General features: G+C 51.5%; 18 protein-coding genes and 2 tRNA genes. 14 read left to right on the top strand and 6 right to left on the bottom strand.

Annotation, left to right across the window (positions count from 1 at the left end; genetic code table 11):
* The first annotated feature begins 74 nt into the window (after nt 1-74).
* On the top strand, nt 75-617 hold the full coding sequence (locus AWR27_RS00805) for a hypothetical protein (RefSeq protein WP_077129441.1): 543 nt from the start codon (nt 75-77) through the stop codon (nt 615-617).
* 122 nt (nt 618-739) lie between these two features.
* Here AWR27_RS00805 and AWR27_RS00810 read toward each other — a convergent pair.
* From AWR27_RS00810 to ubiE, 3 genes are all read right to left on the bottom strand, one after another.
* Nucleotides 740-817: transfer RNA gene (locus AWR27_RS00810), tRNA-Val, on the bottom strand.
* Between the two features lie 141 nt (nt 818-958).
* Nucleotides 959-1,693, bottom strand: a complete 735-nt coding sequence (gene porT / locus AWR27_RS00815; protein ID WP_198045082.1) for a type IX secretion/gliding motility protein PorT/SprT — start codon at nt 1,691-1,693, stop codon at nt 959-961.
* Nucleotides 1,639-2,373 carry a bifunctional demethylmenaquinone methyltransferase/2-methoxy-6-polyprenyl-1,4-benzoquinol methylase UbiE gene (gene ubiE / locus AWR27_RS00820; protein ID WP_077129443.1) on the bottom strand — a complete coding sequence of 245 codons (735 nt, stop codon included), beginning with the start codon at nt 2,371-2,373 and terminating at the stop codon, nt 1,639-1,641. The genes porT and ubiE overlap by 55 nt, the downstream gene beginning before the upstream one ends.
* A 197-nt stretch (nt 2,374-2,570) precedes the next feature.
* Between ubiE and AWR27_RS00825 the strand changes: the two genes are divergently transcribed.
* Nucleotides 2,571-3,743: a dipeptidase gene (locus AWR27_RS00825; RefSeq protein ID WP_077129444.1), complete on the top strand. Its 1,173-nt coding sequence runs from the start codon at nt 2,571-2,573 to the stop codon at nt 3,741-3,743.
* Here the strand turns inward: AWR27_RS00825 and tgt are convergent.
* On the bottom strand, nt 3,738-4,868 hold the full coding sequence (gene tgt, locus AWR27_RS00830) for a tRNA guanosine(34) transglycosylase Tgt (RefSeq protein WP_077129445.1): 1,131 nt from the start codon (nt 4,866-4,868) through the stop codon (nt 3,738-3,740). The two genes, AWR27_RS00825 and tgt, sit on opposite strands and share 6 nt — an antisense overlap.
* Nucleotides 4,869-5,039: 171 nt before the next feature.
* On the opposite strand from tgt, the gene AWR27_RS00835 reads away from it, so the two are divergent.
* From AWR27_RS00835 to AWR27_RS00855, 5 genes are all read left to right on the top strand, one after another.
* Nucleotides 5,040-6,218: a glycosyltransferase gene (locus AWR27_RS00835; RefSeq protein WP_077129446.1), complete on the top strand. Its 1,179-nt coding sequence runs from the start codon at nt 5,040-5,042 to the stop codon at nt 6,216-6,218.
* Between the two features lie 27 nt (nt 6,219-6,245).
* Nucleotides 6,246-6,869 (top strand): 16S rRNA (guanine(527)-N(7))-methyltransferase RsmG, encoded by a 624-nt coding sequence (rsmG, locus tag AWR27_RS00840; RefSeq protein ID WP_077133717.1) that lies wholly within the window; start codon nt 6,246-6,248, stop codon nt 6,867-6,869.
* Nucleotides 6,870-6,982: 113 nt separating this feature from the next.
* Complete coding sequence (locus AWR27_RS00845) at nt 6,983-7,315, top strand: hypothetical protein (RefSeq protein ID WP_077129447.1); 333 nt, start codon at nt 6,983-6,985, stop codon at nt 7,313-7,315.
* A 119-nt stretch (nt 7,316-7,434) separates the two neighbouring features.
* Nucleotides 7,435-7,508 (top strand) — tRNA-Asn (locus AWR27_RS00850).
* 74 nt (nt 7,509-7,582) lie between these two features.
* The gene (locus AWR27_RS00855; protein ID WP_077129448.1) at nt 7,583-9,196 is read left to right on the top strand and encodes a P-loop NTPase fold protein; all 1,614 of its coding nucleotides are present in this window, start codon (nt 7,583-7,585) and stop codon (nt 9,194-9,196) included.
* Between the two features lie 265 nt (nt 9,197-9,461).
* Here the strand turns inward: AWR27_RS00855 and AWR27_RS00865 are convergent, their stop codons facing one another.
* Nucleotides 9,462-10,043, bottom strand: a complete 582-nt coding sequence (locus AWR27_RS00865) for a DUF4142 domain-containing protein (protein WP_077129450.1) — start codon at nt 10,041-10,043, stop codon at nt 9,462-9,464.
* 145 nt (nt 10,044-10,188) lie between these two features.
* On the opposite strand from AWR27_RS00865, the gene AWR27_RS00870 reads away from it, so the two are divergent.
* The 7 genes from AWR27_RS00870 to AWR27_RS00895 all read left to right on the top strand — a co-directional run bounded on the left by AWR27_RS00870 (nt 10,189) and on the right by AWR27_RS00895 (nt 18,855).
* On the top strand, nt 10,189-13,488 hold the full coding sequence (locus AWR27_RS00870; RefSeq protein WP_077129451.1) for a tetratricopeptide repeat protein: 3,300 nt from the start codon (nt 10,189-10,191) through the stop codon (nt 13,486-13,488).
* A 395-nt stretch (nt 13,489-13,883) separates the two neighbouring features.
* On the top strand, nt 13,884-14,414 hold the full coding sequence (locus AWR27_RS00875; RefSeq protein WP_232325937.1) for a hypothetical protein: 531 nt from the start codon (nt 13,884-13,886) through the stop codon (nt 14,412-14,414).
* Entirely contained in the window at nt 14,414-14,596 is a 183-nt protein-coding gene (locus AWR27_RS25635; RefSeq protein WP_232325938.1) for a hypothetical protein, read from the top strand. The genes AWR27_RS00875 and AWR27_RS25635 overlap by 1 nt, the downstream gene beginning before the upstream one ends.
* 113 nt (nt 14,597-14,709) lie before the next feature.
* A complete protein-coding gene (locus tag AWR27_RS00880) occupies nt 14,710-16,005 on the top strand; it encodes a hypothetical protein (protein ID WP_077129452.1) in 1,296 nt (431 codons plus the stop codon).
* Between the two features lie 23 nt (nt 16,006-16,028).
* The gene (locus AWR27_RS00885; protein ID WP_077129453.1) at nt 16,029-17,792 is read left to right on the top strand and encodes a T9SS type A sorting domain-containing protein; all 1,764 of its coding nucleotides are present in this window, start codon (nt 16,029-16,031) and stop codon (nt 17,790-17,792) included.
* Nucleotides 17,793-17,826: 34 nt separating this feature from the next.
* Nucleotides 17,827-18,375, top strand: coding sequence for a hypothetical protein (locus tag AWR27_RS00890; protein WP_077129454.1), 549 nt, complete (start codon nt 17,827-17,829; stop codon nt 18,373-18,375).
* Nucleotides 18,376-18,399: 24 nt separating this feature from the next.
* A complete protein-coding gene (locus AWR27_RS00895) occupies nt 18,400-18,855 on the top strand; it encodes a GNAT family N-acetyltransferase (protein ID WP_077129455.1) in 456 nt (151 codons plus the stop codon).
* 75 nt (nt 18,856-18,930) lie between these two features.
* Here the strand turns inward: AWR27_RS00895 and AWR27_RS00900 are convergent, their stop codons facing one another.
* Nucleotides 18,931-19,821 (bottom strand): flavin reductase family protein, encoded by an 891-nt coding sequence (locus tag AWR27_RS00900; RefSeq protein WP_077133718.1) that lies wholly within the window; start codon nt 19,819-19,821, stop codon nt 18,931-18,933.
* Nucleotides 19,822-19,837: the final 16 nt, after the last annotated feature.

Consider the following 19,837-nt stretch of genomic DNA (forward strand, 5'->3'; position numbering starts at 1 on the left):
ACAGGGTAACGCGCCCTTGCTTTTGTCGGTAAAATCACTACTTTATTTGTAGCCGAAACAAAAAAATATCGGCTATGAACGACATTCTTTTAAGCCCCACACAGCTATCTGAGTTAGAAAACCTGATTGAGAAATCAGTATTACGGGCAATGGCTAAAACCAGCCCAGCCGTTCTGCTCCCCACCGCCGATGCCGCGCCAGTCCTGAGCGAGAAGCAGGAGAAAGAAACTACGGATTGTTCTGAGGCCAACGTTGCCCAGATGCCCGAAGGCGTTGTAATCAGGGGAAAATCAGAACGGCTTTTATTTAGCCGCGATGCCTTCAGCCGATGGGTAGATCGGATGCTGTCAATGACCGAGATTGAAAGCATTCATCGGCGCGACATGGAAATGGCTTCAATAAAACGTCAATTCGGGCTGGCCCAACTTCGCGTCAGATTAGGGTTCGCTGCCATCTGTTTAGTCGTAGCCCTTTGCGGTTATCTTGTTTATGAGGGACACCCGACGGCTGCAGCCACAATTGCCTGTACGGTTTTAAGAGCGTTGGCCTACGTCTTCCGAATCGGCCAAAAGCAAAAGGCTGACGAAGACTCAGACAAGCCAACTGAAAACGGGTAGGGCAGGTTGACATAGCCCGACTTCGGCGGCTCATCTAACCGAAGCCAGCGCAACGCTATTTTGTATGCAGAATTGGCTAACAAAAAAGCACTTACCATTTCTGATAAGTGCTTGATTTTCAATGGTGGGAGTTGACGGGTTCGAACCGCCGACCCTCTGCTTGTAAGGCAGATGCTCTGAACCAGCTGAGCTAAACTCCCTTGTTTACTTTATTTTCCCGCCCGTTGTTGTCGTTTGGGAGTGCAAATATAGCAGGCTACTTTATCGTTTTGCAAGAAATCTGGCGAGAAATTTTCAAGTTTTTTGTAAGTCTTTGAAAACCAAACCATACGAAACAGCCATTACTCAAAATTTAAGTAGAGCGTAACGGTGTGCGTGGTTAACCGGTCGATGCCGATACCGGCGGCATTGGTGGTGGGGCGATACAAATTGACCAACCCATGCGAAAAGCGCAGTTCGGGTGCAAGTTTGAAGTACTCGAAAAACTGCTCGAAGCCGAGGCCGTACTCAACAGAGAAATCCATTGTACCCGTACTGAGCCGACTGACACCGATGTTTTCTTTCCGGCGTACATTCGATTCAATGCTGAACATACCGCCCGCCAGCAAATACATCCGCGAGTTGTTTCGCCGTTCAGACTTGTATTTCAGCAGCAGTGGCAAATCGACCCAGGTCGATTCGCGCCGTTCAACCTTCGACGCGCTGTTCGGATAGTCATACTGTACCTCGCGGCTAAACAGTGATACCGAAGGCGTTAGCCGAACGTCGAAGCGGTCGTTGAGCCGGGCGTTAACCACAAAACCAACGCGGAAACTGCCTTTGTTGGGCGAGTAAATCCGGTAGGCCGAATCCTGCTGCATAAACGCCGGGCTGTGCCGAATGCTGAAGCGCGTAACGGGCAGTGCGAAGAAAAAGCCGTAGTGAATATCGCGGTCGTCGTAGCGTTCGAGGTGTTTGCGGACGTATTTGTAGCCCTGTGCCTGTGCCTGAAAACCCATCAGTGCCAATAGCCCGGCAAAGACTACCGTTTGTGGCCGATATAAATAGACGCAACGCCGAAGGTAAGCGGTATACATTTCGTATTCGTAAAACCAGCCGCTTCGTAAATGCGCAGAAAGTCAGAACCGTCGGGAAACGCCTGCACCGACTCGGGCAGGTAGGTATAAGCCGACGAATCTTTACTGACCACGCGCCCAATGAGCGGCAGGATGGTTCGGGAGTAAAAACCGTATAGTTGTTTAAACGGAAACTGACGCGGGTTCGAGAACTCCAGCACCACACACACGCCACCGGGGCGCGTTACGCGGTGCATATCGGTCAGCCCTTTTTGCAGGTTCTCAAAGTTACGTACACCAAATGCAACGATGACAGCATCAAAATCATTGTCTGGCAGGGGTAAACCTTCTGAATCCCCCAGCCGCATCTCGATGATCTGATCGACCCCGCGTTTCTTCATTTTCTCCCGTCCTACGCTCAGCATGCCTTCCGAAATGTCCATGCCGACTATTTTTTCGGGCTTCAGCGCGAGGGCTTCCAGCGCGAAATCGCCGGTGCCGGTGGCAATGTCGAGTATGCGTTTGGGGGCGTTGGGTGCCAACGCTTTACGCAGTTCGCGGATGGCCCGTTTGCGCCAGAGAATGTCGATACCACCACTCAGAACATGATTTAACAGATCGTACTTCGGCGAAATATTGTCGAACATCTCGGCAACCTGCTCGCGCTTGGAGGTAGCTTTTTCTTTATAGGGAACTATCATAAAGAGTGAAAGAGTGAAAGAGCGAAAGAGCGAAAGAGCGAGAGAGCAACTTCGTGACAGGCTCTTCCGCTCTTTCACTCTTTCGCTCTTTCACTCTTTGCCCAAACCTCTTGTTTTGCAGGAAAGTTTCGGCAGACCGGACATTGCGTTTGGGGGCGGTTCTGCGTAGTTTGCTGATGTCTTATACAATCAACGCAATGCCGAACCCGATTCTGCCCCTGTTACTTTCTTTTCCGCTGCTACTGTTGCCCCCCAAAACCGTTCACCAGCGTATGCTTACGCTCGATACGCACGCCGACGCGCCAATTATGATGCAGAAACCCGGCTTCGACGTGGGGCAGCGGCACGATACCCGGCGCGACATGTCGCAGATTGATTTTCCGCGCATGAAAGACGGCGGCATGGATGCCATGTTCTTCGCCGTGTACACCGCGCAGGGGCCGCGCACACCCGAAGGCCATGCCGAAGCCAAACGCAATGCCCTGCACCAGTTCGAACTGATTCACGACGCCCTGAAAAAATATCCGAAACTGGCCGAACTCGCTACCACGCCCGCCGATGCGTACCGACTCGAAAAAGCCGGGAAACGCGCCATTTTTATTGGCATGGAAAACGGCTATCCGGTAGGCGAAGACCTGAGTCTGTTGAAGACCTACTACGATTTGGGATGCCGGTACATTACGTTGTCGCACTTCGCCAACAACGCCATCTGCGATTCATCGACCGATCCCGACGGGCCGGAACATAACGGCCTGAGCGCGTTTGGGCGGCAGGTGGTGCAGGAAATGAACCGGCTCGGTATTATGATCGATATTTCGCACACATCCGATAAAACGTTTTACGACGTACTCGAACTCTCCAAAGCTCCGGTGATAGCGTCGCATTCCAACGCCCGCGCTCTCTGCGATTTCCCTCGAAACATGACCGACGACATGATTCGGGCCATTGCTGCCAAAGGTGGGGTAGTGCAGGTCAATTTCGTGAGCGATTATCTGCGTAAACCCTCCGAAGCGCACCGGCAGGCGTTAACCAAAATTCGGATGGCGAACGTAGGCCGTGTAGCCTCGCCCGAACAGGAGGCCCGGCAGCAGGCTCTGACCGACTCCGTGAAGCGCGTTTACGCCCAGGAACGCGCCAGCCTGACTGACATCGTCAACCACATCGATCACATTGTAAAGCTTACCAGCGTCGATAACGTGGGTATCGGGTCTGATTTCGATGGGGGCGGGGGCGTCAATGGTCTGGAAGACGTAAGCCAGATCGAAAACCTGACCGCCGAACTCCTGAAACGGGGCTATTCAGAAAAAGACGTCGCCAAAATCTGGGGCGGCAATCTACTGCGCGTGCTGAGTCAGGCGAAGCGGTTATAACCGCTGCATCAGCCGGACCACCATCTCGTTTTTCCACGATATAAAATCGCCCGCTGCGATATGAGTTCGTGCCTGCCGAACCAACCAGAGATAGAAGGTCAGGTTTTGCAGACTGGCGATTTGCCCGCCCAGCAGTTCGTCGGCTTTGAACAGGTGGCGCAGATACGATTTGCTGTAAAACGTACTGGCATAGCCGCCCAACTCCGCGTCGATGGGGCTGTAATCACGGCTCCATTTTTCGTTTTTGATGTTGATAATGCCTGCTGTAGTGAACAACAGGCCGTGCCGGGCGTTGCGGGTTGGCATCACACAATCGAACATATCGACGCCCCGCGCAATGGCTTCCAGAATGTTGGCGGGTGTGCCAACGCCCATCAGGTAGCGGGGTTTGTCGGCGGGCAGAATCTCGTTCACTAACTCAATCATGGCATACATTTCCTCGGCGGGTTCGCCCACGGCCAGCCCCCCAATGGCGTTGCCTTCGCGCTCTTTACTGGCGATGACTTCGGCAGACTGTCGGCGCAAATCGGGGTAGGTGCTGCCCTGCACAATCGGGAAGAGCGTTTGTCGATAGCCGTAATAGCCGTCGGTGCCGTCGAAGCGGGCAATGCAGCGGTCGAGCCAGCGGTGCGTCATCTCCATCGACTGTCGGGCGTAGCCGTACTCACAGGGGTAGGGCGTACACTCGTCGAAAGCCATGATGATGTCGGCCCCGATTGTGCGCTGAATGTCCATAACTCCTTCGGGCGTGAAGCGGTGACTGGAACCGTCGATGTGCGATTTGAACGTAACGCCTTCTTCTTTAATCTTGCGTGTATTCGACAGTGAATACACCTGATACCCACCCGAATCGGTCAGAATAGGCCGCTGCCAGCCGTTGAAGCCGTGCAGTCCACCGGCTCCGTTCAGCACGTCGAGGCCGGGGCGCAGATAGAGGTGGTAGGTATTGCCGAGGATGATTTCGGCGTTAACGTCGGTTTCGAGTTCGCGCTGATGAACGGCTTTTACGGTTCCCGCCGTACCAACGGGCATGAAAATTGGTGTCTGAATTGGCCCGTGATCGGTGGTCAGCGTACCCGTGCGGGCCTTTGACTGCGGATCATGGGCAGTAATCGAAAAAGTCATAGCACAAAGATAAGGATGGAACGCGGATGACGCGGATTGTGCGGATCTACACGAAATCGGTAAAATAAATCGGTGTAAATCTGTAACATCCGTCCAATCCGTGTTCCATCCTTATCTTTGCGGTTTCATGCAGAAAATCAATCAACTACCGGGTAAACGTTTCCTCTTTTTGTGATTACGGCATTGCTGATCGCCTGGCTGGTGACACTGAGTGTCCAGCTCTTTTTTATTCTCTTTGTATTTTCCCGAACGGCTTTTTATAAACAACCGGAGTATGGGTCTGGCGAGTCCACGCCGGGCGAATCCACGCCGGGCATAACTGTGGTTGTTTGCGCCCACAACGAACTCGCTAACCTGACCGAACTGCTGCCGCTGCTGAATGCACAACAGTACCCAGAATTCGAGGTGCTGGTAATGGACGACCGCTCGACCGACGGCACCGATACCTACTTGGAAAACGAAGTTGCTGGCCTGGAACATGTCCGGTTTATTCATATCGATGGCGAGCATGAACACGTTACGCCCAAAAAATACGCGCTGACCATCGCGCTGAAAAAAGCCAGATACCCTACCGTACTGCTCACCGACGCCGACTGCCGACCCGCGTCTGATGGCTGGCTGGCAGGTATGGTAGCCGGGCTGACCAATCCTGCTAAATCGCTGGTGCTGGGTTTTTCGCCCTACGAACGTCGGGCTGGTTTGCTGAATCTGCTGATCCGGTCCGAAACGTTATTCACGGCGGTGCAGTATTTCTCGCTGGCACTGGCCGGTCGACCCTACATGGGTGTGGGGCGCAATCTGGCGTATCGAACAAAATTATTCTTCGACAATAAAGGCTTTTATACCCACAAAAACGTACTCGGTGGCGACGACGATCTGTTTGTCAATGAGGTAGCTACGTCTCGAAATACTGCCGTTTGCCTCGACCCCGACACGTTTACGTGGTCGCAGCCGAAAGAGACCTGGGCCGCGTGGCGGACGCAGAAACGGCGGCACCTGAACGTAGGACAGTATTACAGACCCGGCCATAAACGGCGGCTTGGCCTGCTGGTTGGCTCGCACGTGTTGACGTGGGTGCTGGCGTTGGTTGCCGGGGTGGTGCTGCTGGTAAAAGAACTGCTCCAGCAACCGTTTACACCCGACGAATGGCTACTTTTGCTTATTGCAGCGGGCTTGTTCGCATGTCGATGGCTATTATTCTGGGGTATCGTCGGGCGCATCAGCTACCGGCTGGCCCATACGGTTCACTGGGGGATCATGCCCGTTGTTGACACAATGCTTGCCATTTATTACGGTTTCGCCGGGCTGCGAACGCTATTTCGCCGAAAGAAGAAAAAATACGCCTGGTGAGGTAGCCAAATGTTTTGCTTTTACAAAATGGAGTTGATCTTAAAATACTTCCCTAATCTAACCGAGCGGCAGCGTGAGCAGTTTGCGGCTCTCGATGGGCTTTACCGCGACTGGAACGCTAAAATCAACGTGATTTCGCGGCAGGACATCGATGCGTTATACGAAAAGCATATAGTGCACTCGCTCGGTATCGCGAAGGTGGTTGCATTCAAGCCTGGCACCGAAGTGCTCGATGTTGGTACAGGGGGCGGGTTTCCAGGCATTCCGCTGGCGATTCTATTTCCACTGGTCGATTTTCATCTGGTCGATAGCATCGGTAAGAAAATAAAGGTAGTGCAGGAAGTGTCCGATGCACTCGGTCTGACCAACGTAAAGGCCGAACAGGCCCGCGTAGAACAACTTGATACCACCTACGATTTTGTGGTAAGCCGGGCTGTTACGCGCCTGAAGCCGTTTCTGGGCTGGGTGCGGTATAAGATTCTGAAAAATGGCAACAACGACCGGCGGAACGGGGTTTTATACCTGAAAGGGGGCGATTTAGCTGAAGAACTCGCCGAAATACCCGACCGTTACCGGGTTTTCGAGCTTTCTGACTACTTTAGCGAACCGTTTTTCGAGACTAAAAAAGTGATTTACATACCAAAAAAGTGAACTGTGATTCGTGGGATTAGGCTGACTGACTTTGATTACTTCGCCTTCGGCGATGAATTGAAAATAATCAGAGTCAGTCAGCCTAATCCCACGAATCACAGTTCGAGACACATATGAACGAGCGTTTTTCTTCCAGCAGTTTCAAGGACCCCATCCGGCGTGATGTGATTGAGTTTAACGACAAGGGTGTTACGTTCCGCGTCAAAAAGCTCATTGGCGGTACCGACAACTTCGTGTTCTACTCCGACATTTCGGGCGTAGAAATCGACAATGGTATATTCTTTTCAACGATCCGCATCATTCCGCGTGCCCGGCCCGAAATTATCATCCAAAACTTCACCAAGGGCGATGCTCGCCGGGTAAAGGAACTGATTCTGCAAAACGTACCGAGCAACCGCCCCGACGCATTCGGTGGCCCTACCAACGGCAATTATCCAGTCCGCTGATTGTCAGGCGCGTTGAAAGCTACCGGGTAAGTAAGCCCATTTTTTTATCATTTTTTGCGGGACAAACTTGCGCAGTATCACTTTCAGCCCTACTTTTGCACCCACATTAACCGACACACTCCCGAATAGCTCAGTCGGTTAGAGCATCTGACTGTTAATCAGAGGGTCGCTGGTTCGAGCCCAGCTTCGGGAGCAAAAGCCGCAAAACAGCCTGTTTTGCGGCTTTTTTGTGGTACAATTGTAACATTTTTGTAGATCGATACTGATATGATTGTTAGCATAACCCCTGTTGTTGAGTTATTTGATAATTATGTTGGCGATCAATACAACAAGCGCATATTATTTTCAGGGAAATTTGGTTCAGGTAAATCTTACTTTCTAAAAAGTTTCTTTAACGAGCGCGAGCTTAAATATTCTTGCTTTTATATTTCTCCCGTTAATTATGTAGTTAGCGGGAATGAAAATATCTTTGAATACATTAAAATAGATATTGTTAATCAATTGTTAAGATACCCTTTACTTGTTGATAGTACGAAAATTAAATTAGGCGATGATAAATTTATTTATGAATACATAAAAAGCTCTCCTGTTAAGGCCGTTGAATTATTGTTGAGTATAGTCAGTCCAATAGTTCCATTTGCGGAGAGTATTAAAGGTGGGCTTATAGGTCTAAAAGATGGCTTAGATAAATTTAATGAGTTCAAAAAGAAATTTGAGCCATTACATAAAACTGATCTTAGTGTTATCGAAGATTATATAGACAACTCTATGCAGTTGAAGGGTAGTATTTATGAGGATGATATTGTGACAAAGATAATTCGAGGTTGTATTGAATATTTAAATTCCAAAAATCAAACTGTACTTATTATTGATGATTTAGATAGATTAGACCCTGAACACATTTTCAGAATTTTAAATATTCTTAGTGTTCATAATGAGAACTTTGATTCTGATAATAAATTTGGTTTTAGTAAGGTAATCGTTGTGTGTGATATTGATAATATTAAAAAAATTTTTGAGCATAGATATGGAGCTGAAGTAGATTTTGAAGGCTACATTGACAAATTCTATTCGCAAGATATTTTTAGGTTTGACAACGAAAAGGCAGTAAACTTTTTCTGCGATAGCGTTATTGCTCCTTTGTTAAATGATGATGGATGTGAGTTTATTCTGAAATCAATTCTTAGAGAATTAGTCGCACAGGAGAAATTAACTGTGCGAAATCTAATCAAAGCGAAAGTATTCTTAAAAAAAGAACTTTTTGAACCTTTCGACATAACAAGAAATACTATTAACACTCGTTACCCTTTTCCGCGTAGTGAATCTGAAGGAATGTCCATTTTAAAGCTTGGAAGGGTAGCTAAAATCCTTGATGGTAAGACTGTTGGCTTATATGTTAGTTCAGGTGATCTGCCAATTTTGAAAGTTATAAAAATGCTTTCAATAATGTGTGGTGATTACGTTAGATTGAAGAGAGATATTGAATATTTATCTAAAAATAATTCAAACGTAAGTTTTTGGGCGCAAGATGATATTGATAAAATAATCAGTGTAGTGTGTATAGCGAGCAAAGTATTGTTTAACTTGCATAATCCTATTAATATTTTTTTTAACAACGATGCCGCAAGCTCCGGCGATCAGAATTCAATAGAAGATCCCAAAGCACATGTATTTAGCAATGTTATTGGTATTAGACTTGGTTGGCAGCAGTACGACAAAGATATATCGTATTATGCTAACGCCACGCATTTTATACCTGAATCAAGTGATTTAGGAAGAAAAGGCATAAAATTATGTGATATTTTAGATTTGATGAGTGCTTTCTTGTACAGCTTAGAAAAGCATGGTTTGCATAACAAATTAGGACTTAGTGGAAAGTAATTTTTATATAAAGAAGAACAAAACCCAATTGCAGCAACTCTGAGAGAAGAAGGCCGTATCAACCCGCTTTGCTTCAAAATTTCGCTCACAATACAGGTACTTTTGGGTGTAAAAGAAGTTTGTAAATTCTTGATACGAACCCGGAAACATCGGGTCGTAAATACGCTTACTTTTTACTTTACTGTTGGCCTGGCATAACTCAGCGAACTCGATCAGATTGAGATGGTATCTGAATCCAGTGGAGAACAAGATTGAATCAGCCTGATTACTCCAACACGTTTTTCAACTGTTTTGCGCGGTCTTTGTGCGTGTTGTCGTCGGCCAGAATTTTCTTTGCTATGTCGCGAACCTGATCGGTGGGAGCGTCGTCGCGCAGGTCTTTGGCAAGGTCGATGGTCTTGTTGTTAACGGTCCCCATCTCTTTGAGGTATTGAATATCGAAGGCAGTGCCTGCTTTTGTGTTCTGCAACTCGCTAACACGATCTTCGCCATCGTCCGACAGCCCGGCGGGCAGCGTCACGTTAAGTTGCCGGGCCGCGTCGCGCAGGCTTTTTTCGCTCTGCTGATGGGCGTTCATGGCCTGTTGCGCGTATGATCTGACTTCGGGGTTGGTAGCCTTCTGGAGGGCTATCTTGCTCAATTCATACTCGGTAAGGCCCATGCTGAACAAATCGACCATGTAGCCAGCTACTTGTTTGGCCTCTTTCTTGGCATCGTCGCTCATGGCCGTAGCCTGTTTGTCGATGCGGGCTTCGTTTTGTTCCTGCGCCTTGTCTTTGGCGTCATTGCCACAAGCCGTCAGTAAACACGCAGCCAATAATAGGGTTCCCGCTGTACTTGTTTTCATAGTCTGTTGATCTATTCGTAGAAAGAACGGTTTGCCCCGCGCGTTGTTCACCGACAAAGCCGCTTTTCAGTGGTGGGATACCGGAATAAGTTCTTAAATTTCTGTTAGTGAAGGGCTTTGTGTGCTACGGCCTTCGCTGACAGCTATGCGTTTACGCCTATTTCTGGTAGTTTCCATTCTCGTCTGCGCCGGGGTTTCGTCGTTGCTGGCACAGCCTGATGCCGCACGGAATACAGTAGATCGGCACCTCGCACGAGCTGAGCAACTCACTTCTTCCCAACCCGAACAAGCCCTGACTGCTGCGAAAACCGCCCTGACACTGGCAAAAAGAAATCACCTCGCATTATCTGAAGGGAAAGCGTACCAACTCCTGACTCGCATCCATGCCGAACGTAGTGAATATACCCGCGCCCTTGAAGCGAGCAAGGCGGGAATCGCTATTTTCATAAAGCTGGGCGAGCACAAGGAAACCTGCAAAATGTACATCGGGTTGGGCATCATAAACCGGTATCTCAAGCAGTATTCTGCCAGTGTCGAAGCCAACGTGCGGGCGGAAAAAATAGCGCAGGAGCATGGATTTAGCCCGCAATTAGCGGCTATTTATGGCAACCTCGGCAATGTTTACTTCGACCAGGAAGACTACGACCGTGCACTGCAATACCATCTGAAATCACTCCAGATCAATCAGACGCTCGGCGACGAACAGGGAGTGGGGAATACGTTCCATAACCTGGGCATGGTCTATCGTATCCGAAAGCAGTACGACAAAGCACTGGAGTACTACAACCGGTCGCTCGCCGTTGACCTTAAAAATAATGATAAGCGTAACATAGCCATTTCGTATCTCGACCTTACCCGGCTGTTTCTTGAGCAGAAACGCTTTGGGGAGGCACTGCCCTACGCACAGAAAGCGTTGACGACAGCCCGCCATTTCCAGGCGAAACACCTTGAAGAACAGGCACTATCGCTACTGCCTATTATCCACGCAGCCTTAAGCAATCAAGAACAGGCCCTGAGCTTTTATGAGCTATATAACCACCTGTCAGACAGCTTACGGTCGGCGGAGTTATCAAAGCAGATTGCGGATATGCAGGCGCGATATCAGGGCGAACAGAAAGACCGCGAACTGAGCGTGCAGAAACTCCGTCTGGAAGCCCAGCAGGCGTCGCTCAGCCAGCAGCGCACGCTCATCGTCGCGCTCATTGCCTTAGCCCTGCTGAGTGGGCTGATTGGCTATCTGCTGTTTAATCGGTATAAGCTCCGGCAGCGCAATAAGCAACTTTTGCTGGAAAACGAACAATACCAGCTTTCGCGAAGTCTGCAACTCCGGCAGGAAGTTGACGAAACAATCAACTACTTCGCTACGTCGCTCTATGGCAAAAACACGGTAGACGAAATACTGTGGGACGTGGCTAAAAACTGCATTGCCCGGCTGGGCTTCGTCGATTGCGTAATCTACCTGCTCAACGATGACCAAACGGCCCTCATTCAGAAAGCCGCCTATGGCAATAAAAACCCGGAAGCTTACGCTATTTTCAACCCGATAGAAATTCCGCTTGGCGAAGGCATTGTAGGGAGCGTAGCCCGAACGGGCAGGCCCGAAATTGTAGCTGATACTACGCATGACCCGCGCTATGTCGTGGACGACGAAATACGCTACTCGGAACTGGCCGTACCGCTGTTGCTTCAGAACAAGGTTATCGGCGTAATCGACTCGGAGCATCCTGAGAGAGGTTTTTTTAAGGAATACCACCGGGAAGCCCTGCAAACCATTGCGGCCATCTGTAGCAGTAAAATTGCGCAGGCTCTGGCCGATGAAGAAGCGAAAAAGGCCAAAATTCTGCAAATCGAAGCAGAATATATGCGGAAATTAGACCAGGTAAAGTCGCAGTTTTTTGCCAACATTTCGCACGAGTTTCGCACCCCACTTCAACTGATTCTGGCCCCGCTGCAAAAACGGGAAGCCATCAGCCCCGAAGAAACCCACATGATGGAACGTAACGCCAACCGACTGCTCCGGTTGGTGAATCAACTGCTCGATCTGGCAAAGGCCGAAATGGGGATGCTCACCCTGAACCGGCAACGGGGTCATCTGATTCGCTTTCTTCGGCAGACGGCGCAGTACTTCCAGCCGATGGCTGCGAGTAAGCAGATAACGTATCAAATTGACTTGCCCGACACCGAATGGGTGGCGGATTTCGACCGCGATAAGCTCGAAAAAATTGTGTATAACCTGCTGTCCAACGCCATCAAGTTTACCCCGGCGGGGGGAGGGGTAACGCTATCTGCCAACATAGAACCGGCTACCGGCCTTCGGCTGGTGGTCAGCGACACGGGCATCGGCATTCCCGAATCGCTGCAAACCCGCATCTTCGACCGCTTCTACCAGGTTGATCCCTCACGAACGCGAACGTTTGAGGGTAGCGGCCTGGGGCTGGCGTTGACCAAAGAATTGGTCGATTTGTGCGAAGGCTCGATCAACGTAGCGAGTCAGCCCGGTCTGGGCACCACCTTCGTAGTCTGGTTGCCGCTGAAAGGCGACGTAGCACAGGTGGCAGACGGCCTACAGGTAACGATGCCCGCTGCGTTTACCGGGCAACCCCTCCACAGCGACGTAGCTGCTTCTGAATCATTGGCAGAGAACCAGCAAACCGATGTCAGTCAGGAGGATAAGCCCACGCTGCTGCTGGTGGAAGACCACCCTGAATTGAACGATTACCTCCGCCAGCAACTCGCCGACCGTTTCCGGGTTGTGCAGGCCATGCGGGGCGACGAAGGATTGCAACTGGCTCGTCAGGTAATTCCCGACCTGATTATCTCCGACGTAATGATGCCGGTGATGGACGGTTTTGCGATGACCCGTCACCTGAAAGAAGACGATCTCACCAGCCACATACCAGTTATTCTGCTGACGGCCAAAGACGATGTCGATTCGCGCAAAGAAGGCTTTGAGGGCGGGGCCGAGCAGTACTTAGCCAAGCCGTTTGCACTGGACGAACTGGTAGCCCGTATAAACAGCCTGCTTACCCAGCGCGATGTGTTGCGCAAGAAATACAGCCGGGAAGTGATCATGCAACCGACAGGCGCACCCATCCGCGACCGGGAGGCCGAGTTTCTGGAGAAAACCATCCGCATCATCGACGAACACATGGCCGATGAGCGGTTCAGCGTGGAGACCCTTCAGAGAGAAATGGGCATGAGTCGGATGCAGTTGCACCGCAAGCTGAAGGCTCTCACCAACCAGTCGGCCTCCGATTTTATCCGCTACATCCGGCTTCAACGGGCCGCCGACCTGTTGAAGCAACCCGGCATTCAAATTACTGAAGCCGCTTATCTGTCTGGGTTCACGCACCTTTCCTACTTCGCCAAATGCTTTAAAGAACAGTTTGGTGTGTTGCCGTCTGAGTACGTCAGGCAGAAGGAAGTGAAGGCTACAGATTTGTAATGAACCTATTTAGAATTATAGCATCTCGTAAGGAAATCTGTTAATGTATTATGCCGTATGTATGGCTGGCGCAAAGGAGACGCAAAGGGTTGCGTCTGTACACGGGACGATCAAATGTAGAGACGCAACCCTTTGCGTCTCCTTTGCGTCAGCCATCATCCCCTTTGCGTCTCCTTTGCGTCAGCAACACGCCAGAGGTAGTTTAGCTGGATATAAAGTGTTAATAATCAGGTATTTATAATTATGAACTTCTCGTGTTACATCCGTGCTATTTTTTGGGAAATCCGTGTTAGCCCCCGCCTGAGAGCTGGCAATACCTTTGTCACCGTAAGGTAATCGCCGAATCACCTGTAAGCAGAAGGCAGCTAATTTCTCGTTTTTTTACACACATTATCATGAAAGTTGTGAGAGTATCCATCGCTTTTTCGCTCTTGCTGATGGCACTCAGCGGATGCGAAGAACGCTTTATCCAGCGACAAGACCTGACGGCACGGGCCGACGGGTTTGTGCCCAACACGCCCCCGGAAGGTCCCGGCGGCTACAAAGACAGTCCGGGAGGGCAACCCCTGCCATACCCGACCATTACTAAGCAGACGTTTGTTCCTGAAGATAGTAAGTATGCCCAGCTCAAAACGCTCACCTGGCGGATCGAATGGCCGAACTATCCGGGCGGTACCGACCAGAACAAGATTCCGACGGTGTTTACGCTATCGAACGGGGTGCTCAACAGTTTCGACTTCCTCAACAGCCGACCGGCTGCCACTACGTATAAGACCAATTTCAATTTGTATCACAACACCAAATTAGAGACGTCTACTACGCTGCTGGACGAAATGCCTCGCGTGTGCTGTTCTGGTGGTCAAATGGAAGCCACCTGGTTCAACCAAGTCTATTTTTATAATCCGGTTCAGACCATCCAGCATTAGTGACAGAGAGGCCAGATAAGTTTGAAACCTACTGGGTAGATAACAGCAACGAGCCTCCGGTGTATCAGCAGGGTGATTTATTCCTCTTCAAGCTGACTGAGCAGCATCTTTACGGCGGCATCCGCATCGTCTCCATGACGCCCCGCATTATTGAGGTCTATCTGGCCGTACCGAACATCTGATTTGGCCTAACCGCCTTCCCACAACGTAGTAATGCCGTATGGCCGGAGCAGGAGTCTGCTCCGGGTTGGGGAAGCCATATCCTACATTTTCCAAACCAATACACTTAACAATCATGCGTACTTCCTTTGCACACCTCTCTGTAAAAGTCTGTTTAGCAGGCTTTCTGTTCAACCCCACTCAACTGCTGGCCCAGCAATGGCAAACATCCGGCAATAACCTCTACACGGCGACCAATGTGAAAGTCGGTATCGGCCTCACCGGACCTGCGCGGAGCTTAGAATCATTTCAATTAGGAGAAAATTACATCCGCGTCACTTCCTATGGCGGTGCATCCCTCTCCAGTCACGCAGCAGGTCTCGAACTGCGACGAAGTTTAGGGGCAACGTCTAACATCTGGTCCATCAACAACGAAGACCACTTTCGCATCCGGCACAACGGCGACCTGATGTTTGCCATGTCCCCTGATATGGCCCGGTTGGGCATCAATCTCGACAACCCGGTCGAATTTACCATCTACGGAAAAAACGTGACCAAATCGGGCAATTCTGTGGTGGACGGTGCCCTGCGCCTGCACTCGCGAGTAGGCGGCAATATCCACATGCTGGCCCTCGATGGCAACCAGATGGAAAGCAGCGACCCGCTGTACCTGAATAATGAGTCGGATAAAGACATCCTGCTGGCCAACGGCGGAGGGCGCGTGAAAGTCGGCACCACCGACAACGAAGCTCGGTTCAGCGTAGCGTCGGAGAGCGATATGCAGTTGAAACTGATCAATCCCGGTGGCAGTGGAGCGGCCTGGCGGATTGGCGTGGCCAACAGCAACTGGGGGGCCGGTGCCGGTAAGCTGGTGTTCTCGAAAACGGCCAATTCCAGCGACGCCACAATGGTCATCACGCCCGCCGGGAACGTAGGTATCGGCCTCACAACGCCCTCTAAAACCTTGCATGTAAATGGTACGACCAGCACGAAAATCCTCGAAATTACGGGCGGTGCTGACTTTGCCGAACACTTCGATATCGAAGCAGACGAAACACTCGTGCCGGGCACGGTGGTCAGCATCGACCCTAACAAACCGGGGCAACTGCGAGTAGCGCGGCAAGCCTACGACAAAACGGTGGCCGGTATCGTGAGCGGTGCGGGCGACGTACAGCCTGGTATGCTGATGGGGCAGGCTGGTACGCTCGCCAGCGGGCAACACCCGGTGGCCCTGACGGGACGCGTTTATTGCCGGGTCGATGCGCAGTATGGAGCCATCCGCCCCGGCGACCTGCTTACTACATCGCCCACGGCGGGCCATGCCATGAAGGCGTCGGACGGCGGGCGGGCGCAGGGGGCCATCCTCGGCAAAGCCATGACGTCGCTGGAAACAGGTACGGGGCTGGTGCTGGTGTTGGTGAGTCTTCAGTAAGGTACGTTAACCACACAGCAATTATGAATCCAATCAAACTCTTGCTCTTCATTCTGCTCTGCCCGGTCGGTGTGCCGGTGCTGGCTCAGAAAATGGTGCCGCATTCGTTTCGGTATCAAGCCGATACGTCGGACCGTGCCACGACAGGCCGTGACCAACTCCGGTTTCTGACGCGGGTGACGCAGCCCAACACGACCTTTCTGCGGCTGTATTTTGCCGGTACGCAACTCGGCGAAGGCAGTTATCTGGTGCTCGACGGCACCGATGGCACCCGGCAGGAACTCAGAAAACAGGACCTCGAAAACTGGCGGTACAGCTCGGCCTATTTCAACGGCCAATCGGTGAATGTATCGTTGTTCACAGCTCCCGGCGACCAAAACATGGTCAGTATCAGTGGTATGAAAGTGAGCGACGAATTGGCACGCTTAGCCAGCAATGACCGTCAGCCAGCGCAAACGCAGCCGGGTGCGCGGCAGGCGGTTTCTACCCCGGCGAGCCTCACCGAAACCTACTCCCACGCAAAGGCCGTGGGGCGGTTTACTGACGGGGTGGAGGCCGCCGGTACGGGCTGGATTGCGCCCAACGGGGCCATCGTGACCCTAAGTGGTGGCTACGATGTGATTGAATTCAACGTACCCCCTTCAGTTGGAACCACCGTCCAACACCCGGCCCCTCAGGACCAGTACCCGGTAAATTACGGTAATACCGCTGAAGGCACTCATAAGTTTGTCTTTAAAGGAGAGGGTTGGATCTCGAAAGTGAGTTGGAAAGTTGTGGAGGCACTTCCAAATAACATCACAGGGCTAAGGCCGGGCGAACGCCAACAGGAGTACTTTCGGATTGCCAAAAACCCAAGCAATTATATCCTTGACAAACTGAAGGACGCGTCGGTCGACCTGTTTCATTATGGAACTTACAATGGCCCTGTTCTGGAAGGCAATTTAAATTTCAAAAATCTACAGTTGACGCAAACGTCCCTGCAGAAGCAGAACAACTCCCTGGACTATGACCTCCCCTACGCAAGTGACGACCGTGACCTGTTCGTGGTGTATTCCACGAATTACCTGGCCTATGGTGCTCCTATTGCTTACGAGGGTTCCAACGTAGCCATCGGTGTACACGACCGCAGCAACGAGGGAAAAAATCCCGCCGTTGGCCCTGGTTTTCAGAGCGACAGTTTTCGGAATGGCCTCGCCCGGTTCTTTTCCGACAAATCAGCTTATGTGGACCTTGAAGGTCTATATGACCAGCCTACGGGCGAGATTCACAGGCCCTACCTCACGGTGCAGCAGGCGGCTCAACACACACCCGACGATTATACAGTGTATATCGCCAAGGGTACGTATCCGGGGGCGGTCACGTTCAACCAGCCCCTAACGCTACGGGCACCGGTCGGTAAGGTCGTCATCGGTTCGGCGAATGGCAGGGGTCGGCGGGCGGCTGAATCATCCGTTGCCCGAAACGTAGCGATGGCTGAAAGCATGGGCAACCAGTCGCGGCTCGAAAACCCGGAAATGATTGCGCGGGTGCGGGCGTATCCGAATCCGTTCCGCGAGCAGACCGAAATAAAATACCCGTTTGCGGAGGGAGGCCCCGTTTCGGTGAACATACTCAATACGGCGGGTGTATCCGTCGCAACGTTCAACCTCAGCAACGTAGCAACAGACTCGAATGGCGTACAATGGAACGGTACTGACCAACGTGGAATGCCAGTACCCGCCGGGTTGTATATCATTAACGTGAACAACGGTCGTCAGACGTTCACGACCAAGGTACTTAAACAGTGAACTTTCCTCTTACTCTTTACAAAACAAAAAAATCATGAAGAATTTAGTTGCAGTAGCTATTTTGGGTGTCGCGCTGACGGGCGTGGCGTTTGCTCAGGCTCCGTCGAAAAAAGTGGTGGGAAACAACGACAGGACGCGGGTGGCGGTGGTCGAATTTACGCCCGGCCCGAAGGCGTCGGGCATGTCGGCAGAGGCTAAGCGGCAGCTTCAGGCCAGCATTGCGTTCCGGCTTATGAAAACCAACCAGTTTGACATTTACGATGTACGGCACACGAGGGAAGCGTCGCAGGCCGACCTGGAAGCGGTGAACGGTGCTTCGACAGCCGCTGCGGTGCGCGTTGGCAAGCAGCTTCAGGTCAGGTACGTGCTGACGGGGACAGTCGATGAATACAATACGCAAGGTTCCGCCACGCTCAAAACCCGGCTCGTGGAGGTGGCTACCGGCAAGGTCAAATACGCCGACGAGCTATCGCACCAAAGCACGAAAGAGATGCGCACGGGTGGAGATGTTGAAATGAAGACGAACGTACTGCTCCCCATAACGCTAAAGCTGGCTGATACGCTCGCGGCAGAGGAGCTTTGATGCTAATCACAAAACCCTATCCCGATGAATGTCGAAATCAGAAAATTGATGCCCGATGACGTAGCGTCGTTTATGGAACTCATTCATCTGTTCCGCGACGTTCTCGAAACCGATAAAGTAACGAGTGCCCGGCCCGAACACCTACAACGTCTGTTGGCCCGCCCCGATTTTCTTGTTTTTGGGGCGTGGTCCGACAAGCAGGTCGTTGGTGGGCTAACGGCCTACGTACTAACGCAGTATTATTCGGAAAAGCCAGTGGTTTATCTGTATGATATTGCCGTTAGCGAACCGTTTCAGCGGAAGGGAATTGCTACGGAGTTACTGACGAAGTTGACTCAATACTGCCGTAGTCTGGGTGTGGAGGAAGTATTTGTACAAGCCTATCAGGAAGACACAGAGGCCGTTAGCTTTTACCGGGCAACGGGCGGTGCTGCCATGTCGGTCATTCATTTTACGTATCCACTGCATGAACATATATAACTTCTCGTATTTTAAAGACGAACGCACAGCATAAGCCTGGTGAAAGCAGAGATATGCCTGTTCGGCCCTGGAAAACTAAGCCGTAATCGACAGTAGCGTCAGCCACGCTTCCTGAACGTTGTTTTCGGCCAGCAACTGTTTAGCGCGAAGGTGCAGCAGGTCAGGGAGGTACTGACAACCCGTGCGGGCTTCGTCGAACAACTCGTTCAGCACACCCGATGCACGGTAGGCGGCTACGTCGTCGGCGGTGGGGAGTGTCCTGATGCTGCCGAGCTTACCGAGGTCGTTGCCGGTCAGAATGTTGCTTTGGCGGACGTTGGCGGGCAGGGCATCGACGCCTGCGCCCATCTGCGGGCGACCTACTTCAAACAGGGCGTCGTGGCTGGCCCGCACGTACCAGTCGCCCCCAAGCCGCCCAACCAAATCGAGCCTGTGCGGGTCGATGGTGCCTTTCTCCGTTAAAATGGCGGGATTGACGTGCGCCAGTATCACCTCACAGATGACGAGCGTTCCGGCACCGGGGCCGTCGCCTACCGGCAGCAACTGCCTCACCCGGCACTCGAACGACACGAGTGCTTCGGCCACGCGGGGCGGCTTCACGCGCTCAGAAGGCAGTTCGGTAAATCCGGCTTTGGTAAACTCGCTCACGTGCCGGTCGAATTCCGCGCTCGCCAGCGACGTTTGCTCTACCATTGCATGACTGACCACGTTGATAACCACTTCGGGTACTTCTTCGACGTTGAGCAACGAATGCTTCTTATGACCGTGCCGATTGCGGGTGGGCGAAAACACCAGAATCGGCGGGTTGAACCCGAACATATTAAAAAAACTGTACGGAGCCAGATTAACGTGTCCTTCCTGGCTAACGGTACTGACGAAGGCAATGGGCCGGGGAGCTACGGTACTGTTGAGCAGCCGATAAAATTCCTGCGGTTGTAAGTCGGCGGGGTCGATGGTTTGTGTCATTACATTAGTTGGTGGA

It is taken from the genome of Spirosoma montaniterrae, from assembly GCF_001988955.1.
Classification (GTDB): Bacteria; Bacteroidota; Bacteroidia; order Cytophagales; family Spirosomataceae; genus Spirosoma; species Spirosoma montaniterrae.